The sequence below is a fragment of the Isoptericola maris genome (assembly GCF_048065335.1).
Classification (GTDB): domain Bacteria; phylum Actinomycetota; class Actinomycetes; order Actinomycetales; family Cellulomonadaceae; genus Isoptericola; species Isoptericola rhizosphaerae.
In genome coordinates this window covers 1-11,583 of sequence record NZ_JBLUNY010000013.1, presented here as the reverse complement: position 1 = coordinate 11,583, position 11,583 = coordinate 1, and the positions used below count along the sequence as shown (strand labels likewise).

At 72.9% G+C, this 11,583-nt stretch carries 10 protein-coding genes; 7 read left to right on the top strand and 3 right to left on the bottom strand.

Annotation, left to right across the window (positions count from 1 at the left end; translation table 11 throughout):
- Positions 1–83 precede the first annotated feature (83 nt).
- The 4 genes from ACH5HR_RS15625 to ACH5HR_RS15610 are packed head-to-tail and all read left to right on the top strand — an operon-like array spanning position 84 to position 4,003.
- Positions 84–1,058: a carbohydrate ABC transporter permease gene (locus ACH5HR_RS15625; protein ID WP_416478715.1), complete on the top strand. Its 975-nt coding sequence runs from the start codon at positions 84–86 to the stop codon at positions 1,056–1,058.
- Positions 1,059–1,072: 14 nt separating this feature from the next.
- Entirely contained in the window at positions 1,073–1,942 is an 870-nt protein-coding gene (locus ACH5HR_RS15620; RefSeq protein ID WP_402372238.1) for a carbohydrate ABC transporter permease, read from the top strand.
- A gap of 1 nt (position 1,943) precedes the next feature.
- Positions 1,944–3,314, top strand: coding sequence for an arabinan endo-1,5-alpha-L-arabinosidase (locus tag ACH5HR_RS15615; protein WP_402372239.1), 1,371 nt, complete (start codon positions 1,944–1,946; stop codon positions 3,312–3,314).
- Positions 3,311–4,003 carry a YesL family protein gene (locus tag ACH5HR_RS15610; protein WP_402372240.1) on the top strand — a complete coding sequence of 231 codons (693 nt, stop codon included), beginning with the start codon at positions 3,311–3,313 and terminating at the stop codon, positions 4,001–4,003. Before ACH5HR_RS15615 ends, ACH5HR_RS15610 begins: the two co-directional genes overlap by 4 nt.
- A gap of 18 nt (positions 4,004–4,021) precedes the next feature.
- Here the strand turns inward: ACH5HR_RS15610 and ACH5HR_RS15605 are convergent, their stop codons facing one another.
- Positions 4,022–4,738: an SDR family oxidoreductase gene (locus tag ACH5HR_RS15605; protein ID WP_402372242.1), complete on the bottom strand. Its 717-nt coding sequence runs from the start codon at positions 4,736–4,738 to the stop codon at positions 4,022–4,024.
- 92 nt (positions 4,739–4,830) lie between these two features.
- On the opposite strand from ACH5HR_RS15605, the gene ACH5HR_RS15600 reads away from it, so the two are divergent.
- The gene (locus ACH5HR_RS15600; protein WP_416478714.1) at positions 4,831–5,721 is read left to right on the top strand and encodes a LysR family transcriptional regulator; all 891 of its coding nucleotides are present in this window, start codon (positions 4,831–4,833) and stop codon (positions 5,719–5,721) included.
- Between the two features lie 34 nt (positions 5,722–5,755).
- Here the strand turns inward: ACH5HR_RS15600 and ACH5HR_RS15595 are convergent, their stop codons facing one another.
- Positions 5,756–6,850 (bottom strand): LacI family DNA-binding transcriptional regulator, encoded by a 1,095-nt coding sequence (locus tag ACH5HR_RS15595; protein WP_416478712.1) that lies wholly within the window; start codon positions 6,848–6,850, stop codon positions 5,756–5,758.
- Between the two features lie 142 nt (positions 6,851–6,992).
- Between ACH5HR_RS15595 and arfA the strand changes: the two genes are divergently transcribed.
- The gene (gene arfA, locus ACH5HR_RS15590) at positions 6,993–8,519 is read left to right on the top strand and encodes an arabinosylfuranosidase ArfA (RefSeq protein ID WP_416478711.1); all 1,527 of its coding nucleotides are present in this window, start codon (positions 6,993–6,995) and stop codon (positions 8,517–8,519) included.
- Positions 8,520–8,599: 80 nt separating this feature from the next.
- Here arfA and ACH5HR_RS15585 read toward each other — a convergent pair whose 3' ends face one another.
- Positions 8,600–9,994 (bottom strand): helix-turn-helix domain-containing protein, encoded by a 1,395-nt coding sequence (locus tag ACH5HR_RS15585; RefSeq protein WP_416478710.1) that lies wholly within the window; start codon positions 9,992–9,994, stop codon positions 8,600–8,602.
- A 160-nt stretch (positions 9,995–10,154) separates the two neighbouring features.
- Between ACH5HR_RS15585 and ACH5HR_RS15580 the strand changes: the two genes are divergently transcribed.
- Positions 10,155–11,558, top strand: a complete 1,404-nt coding sequence (locus ACH5HR_RS15580) for a carboxylesterase family protein (RefSeq protein ID WP_416478709.1) — start codon at positions 10,155–10,157, stop codon at positions 11,556–11,558.
- Positions 11,559–11,583: the final 25 nt, after the last annotated feature.

Sequence of the window (11,583 nt, the reverse complement as noted above, 5' to 3'; positions counted from 1 at the left end):
CCCCCCCCCCCCGGGGGGGGGGGCGGGGGGGGGGGCCCCCCCCCCCCCCCCCGTCTCCGCACCCCTGGACGAAGGAGTCTGCGATGACCTCCGCCACGACACCGGCCCCCACCAGTCTGCCCGCGGCCGCGCGGCAGCAGGCCGCGAACCGCAAGAAACCCCCGTTGAGCGACGGGTCGTCGCGGCTGCACCGCAGCGAGAAGAAGTGGGCGCTGCTGTTCGTGGCGATCCCGGTGCTCGGCTACCTGCTCTTCATCCTCTACCCGGTGCTCTTCGCGCTCTACGCGTCGTTCACCCGGTGGAACGGGCTCGGTCCGATGCGGTTCATCGGGCTGGACAACTACGTCGCCCTGCTCGGCGACCAGCGGTTCCAGCTCTCGCTGTTCAACACGTTCTTCTACATGATCGGCATCCCGATCGGCCTGGCGCTGTCCCTGGCGCTCGCCATCGCGATGAACCGCAAGCTCGTGGGGCTCACGGCCTTCCGCACCATCTACTACATCCCCGTGATCTCCTCCCTCGCCGCCATCGCGATCCTGTGGCAGTGGGCGTACAACGGCGACTTCGGCCTGGTGAACCAGTTCCTCGGGTTCTTCGGGATCGAGGGGCCGAACTGGCTGGCCGACGCCACCTGGTCCAAGCCCGCGATCATCATGATGGCCGTCTGGAAGGGGCTCGGGTACTCGATGCTGCTCTACCTGGCAGCCATCCAGTCCGTGCCCCGGTCGCTGTACGAGGCGGCCGAGCTCGACGGCGCGGGAGCCTGGCAGCGGTTCCGCACCATCACCCTGCCGATGGTCCAGCCGGTGACCTTCTTCCTGGTGGTCACCAACATCATCCAGGGCGCCATGATCTTCACCGAGATCCAGATCATGACCCCGGGCGGCGGGCCCGAGTACTCGACGGCGTCGGCCGTCTACCACATCTGGCGCCAGGCCTTCCAGTACCAGCAGATGGGCTACGCCACCGCCATGGCGATCGTGCTGGGGATCCTCATCTTCATCATCACGCTCATCCAGTTCCGGCTGAACAAGCGCAGCAGCTTCGTCATCGACTGAGGTCAGGAGCAGACATGAGCACCTCGAAGGACAAGAACCAGCTGAGCCGCACCGCGCGCTCCCGCATCACCGACGTCATCGTCTGGATCATCCTGGCGGCCGGCGCGGCCTTCATGATCGCCCCGCTGCTGTGGATGGTCACGACCTCCCTGAAGACCCAGGTCGAGGTCTTCGCCCTGCCCCCCGTGTGGATCCCCGAGGTCCTGCAGTGGGACACCTACGTGCGCATGTGGCAGGACTCCCTCGTGCTGTCCGGGTTCAAGAACTCGGCCATCGTCGCGTTCACCGTGACGATCATCGGCACGTTCACGTGCTCGCTGGCGGCGTTCTCGCTGGCGAAGATGCGCCTGCCCTACCGCAACGCGATCTTCATCGGCCTGCTGACCGGCATCATGATCCCGTTCCCGACGATCATGATCCCGCAGTTCGTCATGTTCGCGAAGATCGGCTGGGTCGACACGCTCCTGCCGCTGATCGTCCCCGCGATCTTCGGGAACATCGTCATGATCTTCTTCCTGCGGCAGTACCTCGAGAGCGTGCCGAACTCGTTGGTCGAGGCCGCGAAGATCGACGGGGCGTCCTACTGGCAGATCTTCTGGCGGATGATCATGCCCATCATCCGCCCGGCCGTGGCCGCACAGTTCATCCTCTGGTTCATGGTGGTCTGGAACGACTACCTCGCACCGATCCTGTACCTGAACACGCCGGAGAAGCAGACCCTCCAGGTCGTCATCGCGAACATGAACGTCCAGTACGCGACGCAACGCGACTACCCGCTCATCATGGCGGCCTCGTTCGTGGCGCTCCTGCCGATCCTCGCGGTGTTCCTGGTGTTCCAGCGCCAGATCATCGAGTCGATCGCGCTGACGGGTTCCAAGGGCTGACATGACCGAGCTCCGCACGGCCGACGGCCCGGCCGTCACCGCCTCCTGGGGCGGGCAGCACGTCCACGACCCCACGATCGTCCGGGACGACGACGGCACCTACTGGTGCTTCTCCACCGACGCCCGCTACGACGGTCCGATCCGCGCCGGTGTACAGGTCCGCCGCTCCGACGACCTCGTGGACTGGACGTTCCACGGCTGGGCGCTCGACGGCGTCCCTGCCCCCGCCGCGGACTGGGCGGGCGCGGAAGGGCTGTGGGCACCCGACGTGGTGCGGGCGCCGTCCGGGGACGGCTGGCGCATGTACTACTCGGCGTCGTCCTTCGGCTCGCGCCGCTCCGCCATCGGGCTGGCGACCGCGCCGCACCCCGCCGGGCCCTGGCAGGACGTCGGGATCGTCGTCGCCTCCCGGCACCACGCCCCACCGGCGGGCACCGGGCACCCCAACGCCATCGACGCGAACGTCGTCACCGACGGCTCGCGGCAGTGGCTCGTGTACGGGTCGTTCTTCGGCGGGATCCACGTGCTGCCGATCGACCCCGGCACAGGACTGGTCGCCGCGGAGGCGGCGGGATCCGCGGTGCCCGGCCGGCTCACCGACCGGCCGGGGACGCTCGTGGCCCGCCGGTCGCCACACGCCGACAACGGCGCCGTCGAGGGCGCGTTCGTGCTGCCCCGTCCCGGAGGCGGGTGGGCGCTGCTGGTCTCGTACGACTCGCTCGCCTCCAGCTACCACGTCCGTGCCGCCGTCGGCCCGGCCGTCGAGGGCCCGTTCCGCGACCGGACCGGCCGGGCGATGACCGACGTGGACGCCGCACCGTGGTCCGTCGGCGTCCCGGTGCTGGCCGGGCACCGTCTGGCGGGCGGCCCCGGCATCCTCGCGCCCGGCCACGGCTCGGTCCTCACCGAGCCCCTGCCGGACGGCGGCACCCGCCAGACGTTCGTCCACCACGTCCGCGACGCCGACGCCCCCGGCGAGCACCGCCTGCAGGTGCGGCGCCTGGTCTGGACGCACGACGGCTGGCCCCTGGTCAGCCCGCAGCCGTGGGCGGGCGCCCGCCGCGAGACGGACGACCAGTCCCGCTGGCCGGCCGACCCGGCGGTGCTCGCCGGGAGCTGGGAGGTGCTCGAGCCCGGCACCGACCCCGTCGGCGTCCAGCACGGCACCGTGCGACCGCTGGGCGAGCGCCACGAGGTCCGGGCCCTCGGCCGGGGCCGCTTCGCGTGGCGGGCCGACGACAGCACGCAGGTCTCCGCCGTCGTGCATCCTGGGTGGGACGCCGTCCGCCGGCGCTCCGCCCTGGTCCTCACCGCGCTCGACGACGCGGGCCGGGTGGTGCTCGGCACCCGCCTCGACGAAGGAACCCCGTGACCTCGGACCGCCCCTCCCCGGGACACCGCCCCGTCGACGACGCGCGCGCGCAGGCACGTGCGCAGGTCGCCGACGCGGAGGTGCCCGGCTGGGCCGGCGGCGTCATGCTCGCGCTGCGCTGGGTGACGCTGCTCGTCGAGGTCAACGTCATGGTCCTGCTCGGGACGCTGGCGGGTGGTGTCCTGCTCGGGGCCGGGCCGGCGCTGCACGCCGCGAGCGCCGTCACGAGCCGGATGACCCACGAACCGACGCCGTGGCGCACCTTCTGGCGCACGTGGCGGTCGGGCTTCCGGCGTGCCAACGTCCTGTTCGCGCCGCTGTGGGTGGTCGCCGCCCTGCTGTGGTTCGACGGGGCGGCGATCACGCTGATGACCGGGCCGGTGCGCGCCGTGCTGCTCGGCGGGCTGGTGCTCGTGCTGGTCTGGACCGCCGTCGTGCTCGCTTACTGGCCCCGGGTGGTGCTGCGCTACGAGCGGCCGTTCGGGGAGACCTGGCGTTTCCTGCTGCTCGCGCCGCTGCTGGGGCCCGCCACGAGCGCCGCCGTGCTCGTGGTGCTGCTCGTGGTGTGGATCGCCTGGACGTTCCTGCCGGTCGTCGCCGTGCTGCTGGGCACGTCCTTCGCCCTCTGGGCCACCGGCCGCCTCGTCACCGAGCGGCTGGAGCGGCTCGACGTCGACCTCGGGGCCTGACGACGGCCCGTCCCTGCGTCACCAGGGGACGGGGCCGGCCTCGTTGAAGAACCCGCCGCGGGGACCGTCGTCCGGCAGGGTGGCCAGCCGGATCGCGACCCTGGCGCCCTGCTCGGGCGTGCGCGGGCCGTCGTGGCCGGTGAAGTCGGTCGCGACGTAGCCGGGGCAGGCGGCGTTGACGACGATCTTCGTGCCGGCCAGCCGGCGTGCGTACTGGACCGTCAGGGCGTTGAGCATCGTCTTCGACGACGCGTACGCCGTCAGGATCGGCCCCGTGTGCAGCTCCAGCGAGCCCATGTCGCTGGACATGTTGACGATCCGCGGCGAACCGGACCTGTCGAGCAGGGGCAGCATCGCGTTGGTCACGCGCACGACACCGAGGACGTTCGTGTCCAGCACGGTGCGCAGCACCTCCAGGTCGAGCGTCGTCGGGTCCTGGGCCCCGTCGTCGTACCGCCCGGCGATCCCGGCGTTGTTGACGAGGACGTCCAGCCGTCCCGCCTCGGCCTCGATCGCCCGTGCCGCGGCGTCGACGCTCTCGGCGGAGGTGACGTCGAGCGCGACGCCGAACGCGTCGGCCCCGTCCGCACGCAGCTTTGCGACGGCGGTCTCCCGTCGCGCGTCGTCCCGCGCGCCGACGGCGACGCGGAATCCCTCGGCACCGAGGCCTCCGGCGACGGCGAACCCGATTCCCTTGTTCGCGCCCGTGACGAGCGCGGTCTTCTTCTCGGTCATGCGATCGATGCTGCGGGGTGCCGGTGGGTCCCGTCCAAGACCGATCGGGTCCGCGGTGATACCCGCCAGGTATGAGTGCCTATGCTCGGGTCGTGGACGGCATCGAGACGCGCGAGCTGCGCTACTTCACGGCGGTCGCCGACCTCCTGCACTTCGGGCGGGCGGCCGAGCGGCTGGGGATCGCCCAGCCTCCGCTGTCACGGGCGGTCCGGCAGCTGGAGCGGCGGCTCGGGGTCCGGCTCTTCGACCGGGACCGGCGGGGCGTCGCACTCACGGAGGCCGGCGAGGTGCTGCACCGGGAGGCACGACTGGCGCTGTCCGCCGTCGAGGCGGCGGCGCGGCGTACCCGGCGCGCCGCGGACCCCGCGCCGACGATCACGCTCGTGACCAAGGCGGGGGCCTCCCACGCGCTGCTGCAGGGCCTGCTCGACGCGCACGGGCGCTCGCGGGACGCCGTGCCGGTGCGCGTCGAGCTCTGCGAGCTGGGCGAGCAGGCGGGGATCCTTCGACGGGGGGCGGCCGACGTGGCGCTGATGCACCGCCCGGTCGACGATCTCGCGGGACTCGACACTCAGGACCTGCTGACGGAGGGTCAGGTGGCGATCGTGCCCGCTGCCCATCCCCTCGCCGCCCGGCACCGGGTGACCATGTCCGACGTCGTGGACGTCCCGGACCTGCCGATGGCACGGTGGCCGCGGCTGAACGGCACCTACCCCGACGGGCCCGGTCCGGAGGTGCGGTCGCAGGCACAGCTCGCGCAGCTGGTGGCGCTGGGGCGGACGCTCCTGGTCATCCCCGCCTCCAGCCGGGCGTGGCAGTGGCCGGAGCACGCCGCGGTTCCGGTGACCGACGCCCCTATGGTGACGACCGTCCTCGCGTGGCCGGCGCACACGGGCTCCGCCGCGCTCGACGGTCTGCGCGAGACCGCGGCGGCGCTGCGGCGTGACACGTTCCGCGCCGGGTCCGGCGAGCCCGCGGTGTGACGTCCCCGGTCGTCGCGAGCCGGTCGCCGGGGCGCTAGGCCGTGCGGCCGAGAGCGTCCGTCGCGATCGTCTCGACGCCGCCGTCGAGCTCGGCCACGATCCGCTCGGGTGCCCCCTCGGCCACGTCGCCCGTGGACTCCCGTCCGACGAGCCGCGAGGTGGGCACCACCCGGCGGTAGGCCCGGTCGGACGGACCGGCGATCTGTTCCACGAGCAGGTCGACGGCGGTGCGGGCGATCTGCGCGCTGCCCGGGTCGACCGAGCTGATCGTGGGCACCGAGTAGCGCACGTCGTCGACGTCGTCGAAGCCGATGAGCGCGACGTCGCCCGGGACGTCGAGGTCGCGCGCGTGCAGGGCGTGCAGGGCACCGAGCGCCATCGCGTCGTTGAGCGCGAAGACCGCGTCGACGTGGACCCCTGCGTCGAGCATCCGGCCCATCGTCTCCGAGCCGGTCGACCGGTGCCAGAGCCCGGCCTCGCCGACCAGGGCCGGGTCGAAGGGCAGGCCCGCCTCGGCGAGCCCCTGCTTGTACCCCTCGGTGCGCAGCGCCGCGGAGCCGAGCTCCTCCCCCTCGTGCGCACCGACCACGGCGATCCGCCGGCGGCCCAGGGCGGCGAGGTGCACGGTGGCCGCCCGGGCCGCCGCGACGTTGTTCATGGTGACGTGGTCGGCCGGGGCGTCGAACACCCGCTCACCGAGGATCACGAGCGGGAAGTCGACGTCGAACAGTCCGACGTCCGCCTGGGAGAGCTCCAGCGGCGAGAAGATGAGACCGTCCGTGAGCTGGCGCCGCTTGCCCGTCAGGACGTCCACCTCGCGCTCGCGGGACCCGCCCGTCTGCTCGATGAGCACGGTGAGCGACTGCTCCTCCGCGGCGCGGATGACCCGGTCGGCCAGCTCGGCGAAGTAGGGCAGGGACAGCTCCGGCACGGCGAGCGTGATCATGTCGGTGCGACGGGTGCGCAGGTTGCGCGCGGTCGTGTTGAGGCGGTAGCCGAGCGTGTCGATCGCTTCCTCGACTCGACGGCGCGTCTCGGGCCGGATGTGCGGGTAGCCGTTGACGACGTTCGAGACCGTCTTGATCGACACCCCGGCACGGACCGCGACATCGTGCATGGTCACTGCCACGTGACTCTCCTCCTGATCGACGCACACAGCGTAGGACACGGGCGGGCCGACTGGTGCCGGACGTGCGCGTCGTGGTTCACTCTACATCGTTGTAACCGATGGCGGTACATCCCGCTCCGTCCGCAGAGGAACACCGAGAACCATGGCTGACGCCCGCATCACCCTGCACCCCGACTTCCGCCGCGGGGTCGTCGACCGCCGCCTGTTCGGCTCGTTCGTCGAGCACCTGGGCCGCGCCGTCTACACCGGCATCTTCGAGCCCGGCCACACCGCCGCCGACGAGCACGGGTTCCGGCGCGACGTCGCGGACCTCACCCATGAGCTCGGCGTCTCGATGGTGCGCTACCCCGGCGGCAACTTCGTCTCCAACTACGTGTGGGAGGACGCCGTCGGTCCCGTCGAGGAGCGCAAGCCGTTCCTCGACCTGGCCTGGCGCACGGTCGAGCCCAACCTCGTGGGCACCGACGAGTTCCTGCAGTGGGCCGAGCGCGAGGGCATCGAACCGATGATGGCCGTCAACCTCGGCACGCGCGGCGTCGAGGCCGCCGCCGCGCTCGTGGAGTACTGCAACGGCGACGCCGGCACCCGCTGGGCCGACCTGCGCATCGCCAACGGCCGGACCGAGCCCTACGGGGTCAGGCTCTGGTGCCTCGGCAACGAGATGGACGGACCGTGGCAGATCGGCCACAAGGACGCCCACGAGTACGGCAAGCTCGCCGCCGAGGCCGGCAAGGCCATGAAGCTCGTCGACCCCTCGATCTCCCTGGTCGTGTGCGGGTCGTCGTCCATGCAGATGCCGACCTTCGGCGAGTGGGAGCGCACCGTCCTGTCGTACACCTACGACCTGGTCGACCACGTCTCCATGCACGCCTACTACGAGGAGCACGACGGCGACCGCGGCTCGTTCCTCGCCTCCGGGACCGCCATGGACCGGTTCATCGACCGCGTGGTCGCCTCCGCCGACGCCGTCGGGGCGGAGCGGCGCTCCGAGAAGAAGATCACCATCTCGTTCGACGAGTGGAACGTCTGGTACCTCGAGACACGCTTCCCCGGCGAGACGAACCTGCCGATCCAGCGCGACGCCCCGCGCATCATCGAGGACGTGTACTCGGCGCTCGACGCCGTCGTCGTCGGCGACCTGCTCGTGACCCTGCTCAACCACGCCGACCGCGTCCCCGTCGCCGCGCTCGCCCAGCTCGTCAACGTGATCGCGCCGATCATGACCGAGCCCGGCGGCGAGGCCTGGCGCCAGCCCACGTTCTACCCCTTCGCGACGACGGCGCGCCTCGCCCGGGGCACGGCCCTCGACGTCCGCGTGGACGCACCCGACGTCCGGACCGAGCGGCACGGCGCGGCGCCCCTGGTGACCGCCGCCGCGACGGTCGACGACGGCGCGCTCGGCCTGTTCCTGACGAACCGGTCCCCGCAGGCCGTCGAGGTCGACCTGGCGCACGTCGGCGCGTCGCTGTCGCTCACCGAGGGGCACCGGATGCTCGCCGACCACGAGGTCGCCGTGCACGGACCCGAGCACGCGGCCAAGGTCGCGGAGGCGTGCTGGTCGGCCGTCGACGTGGCGGACGCCGTCGTCGGCTCCGCGGGCGGGACGACGACGGTGCGTCTGGCCCCGGAGTCGTGGACGGCGTTCGGCGGGACGTTCACCCGGGCCTGACCGCCCGACGCCCGCACGAGCGTCTCTGTCCGTCCCTTGTCACGGCCTGATTCGGGACGGGCAGAGACGTTCGTGCGAGGTCAGGCGGAGGCGGTCTCCAGCTCCCGCTCCGACGTGGCCCGCTCGGGCCGCTGGTCGCGGTAGCGACGGACGACCCGACCGACGATCGACCGCGAGGTGGACAGCTCCTCGGCGATCTTGCGCTGCGACAGGCCCTGCCGGGCGAGCTCGACGATGCGACGGTCGCGCTCGCTGGTGGGGCCGTCCGTGACGGTGGTGTCCTCCTCGGCGCTCGGCTCGGCCGACTCCTCCCCCGGCGTCTCGTCCCGCACCGGGGCCCAACCAGGCCCGTCGGAGGGCACCGGTGCTGCGGGACGGCCGACCAGGTCGAACATCTCGACCCGCCGGGTGTGGCCCGTCTCGGGGAGCGGCTCGGCCGGCTGCGGCACGCGCGACGGCGCGGCAGGCCCGGGGTCGACAGGGGCCGGCTCCGCCGACGCCGCCGCCGCCGGTCCGGCCGACGCCGCCTCCTCCGTGACCGCGGTGCGTTCCGCCGGCGCCTCCTCCGTGACCCGCTCCGCCGGCGCCTCCTCGAGCGCCTCGGCGAACGTCTCGGCGAACGCCTCTGTCCCGCCCCCCGGACGTTCCGACGAGGCCCGCTCCGCGGCCGGAGCGGCGAGCGAGGGCGTCGCCGCGAGGGAGACGTGCGCCTCGGGCACCTGGACAGGGACGGTGCCGCGCGCGGTGCCCCGCTTGACCGAGTCGGCGCCGATCGAGTCCAGGCGGTTGCCGTGCCGCTCGGCGGCCTCGAGCCGTTCGACCCACACCTGCATGCGGCGCTCGAAGTCCTCGACCGTGAGCAGCTTCAGGGCACGGTCGCGGGCCGCACGCTGGCGCTCGTGCGCCGCACGCACCTTGTTCGCACCACGGCGGCTGCCCGGGCTGTCGAGCCGCGCGTCGCGCCACAGCTCGAGGGCGGTGACGTACTGGTGCACCCGGTGCTCGCGCCGGCGTTCGTCGAGGGTGTGCCCGGTGACCAGGTGGCGCTCCCCGACGAGCGCGAGGTGCCACATCAGGGCGGCGACCAACGGCGGCACGAACCGGAACACGACCATGTACGGCGTGCTGGCGGTGGGGACGGCGACCTCGTGGAGGGCCGCGAACACACCGGAGGTCCCGGACAGCACCCACGTCAGCGTGAGCAGGACGCCGTAGGGCCGCCCCTCGAGCGCGGCGTTGCGCGCCATGAGCGCGACGGCGACCAGGCTGACCTCGAGGAAGCCGGCCAGGGCGTAGGCCTCCAGGGGGGCCATGTGCGCGACTTCCAGCCCGAACAGGACCATGCCGCTGTAGGCCAGCGCCGTGGCGATGGTCGCGGCGACGACGACGGCCACCATCGGCAGGTGCCGGCCGCGGTACCGGGGTCTCGGTGGGGCGCCGCCTGCCGTGGCTGCCGGTCCGTCCTGCTGCGTCACGTGTTCCTCCGGAAATATGGTGATGAGTCCATATATCAACAGTCGCCCGCTCGGGAAGTCAACGCACCGGCCGGCATCGGGAGCCGATCGTGACCAACGCCGGCTACATACCATCCGGTCGGTTTGCTAGGCTGCGGCCACGCCGTCGAGGAGGACGCCGATGACCGAGACCGACCGCGACGCCCCCGCGGGCCCCGACACTCCCCAGCGCCTCGAGACCTCGCTCGGCGCCTTCCCCGTGGTGCGCGACGGCGACGTCCTCCGGGTCCGCAACGTCCGCTACGCCCGCGCGCGGCGGTTCGAGCCGCCGACGCCGGTCCCGCCGGACCCGGACGAGTCGGCCGGCCTCCAGCAGACGCTGATCGCCTGCCCGCAGCCACCCAGCCCCGCCGACGAGATCTACGGTCCGCAGCTCGCCGACGCCACCTTCAGCGAGGACTGCCTGCGCCTGACCGTCACCCGCCCCGCCCGGCTCGACGGCCCCGCACCCGTGCTCGTGTGGGTGCACGGCGGCGCGTACGTCTCCGGGGCCGGCGACCTGCCCGGTTACGACCCGTCGACACTCGTGCGCGAGCACGGCCTCGTCGTCGTCAACGTGACCTTCCGCCTCGGGGCGCTCGGCTTCTTCGGGGACGACGGCGGCACGGGTGACGAGCACGAGAGCGGCCCGCCCCCGCGCCCGGCGAACCTCGGCCTGCTCGACGTCATCACGGCGCTGCGCTGGGTCCGCGACCACATCGGCGCGTTCGGCGGCGACCCCACGCAGGTGACGGCGTGCGGGCAGTCCGCCGGCGCGGACCTGCTCGCCCACGTCCTCGGCGCCGACGGCACCGAGGGCCTGTTCCGCCGCGCGATCCTGCAGAGCACGCCCCTGGGCATCCGCGGCGGGCGCGCGGAGATCCACGAGCGCATGTGCCGGTCCGCCGCGACGCTCGACGCGGACGGCCCGGTCGACGACGTGCTGGACGCGCAGCGCCGCGCCGCCGCCGCGGTCGCCGGGATGAACGACCGCGCCGGGATGCCGTTCGCGCCGGAGTACGGCCGCGCTCCCCTGCCGCCGGAGGACGAGCTCCTCGCGACGTGGCGTCGCCGGGCACCGGGGCTGGAGCTGATGGTGACCTGGACCTCCCAGGAGGGCGAGACGTTCGTCCAGCTCGACCCCCGGGGCAGGGCGCTGCGCGACAAGCCCGTCGTCGGCAGGCTGCTGGCGTGGTTCGTGTGCCGGAAGGTCACCGACACGCTGTTCCGCACGGGGTGCAAGGCCTTCGCGAAGGACATGGCCGACGCCGGTGCCGCCGTCGTCGCCGCCGAGCTCACGACCCGCCCGGTCGACGCCCCGATGGGCGCCACGCACGCCGTCGAGCTCGGCCTGCTGTTCCCGAACCCCGACCGGTGGGCCGAAGCACCGGTCATCGGACCGGCGGGGGCCCGGACGCTCGTCGAGGCAGGCCGCGACCTGCGGGCCGCCTGGGCGGAGTTCGCGCGGACCGGCCGGCTCGCGGCCGACCGGGTCGGGACAGGTCCCGGCTGGACCGGTGAGCTGCGGGTGACGCGCCGCTCCTGACCCAGCAACGCATCGAGCGTGCCGG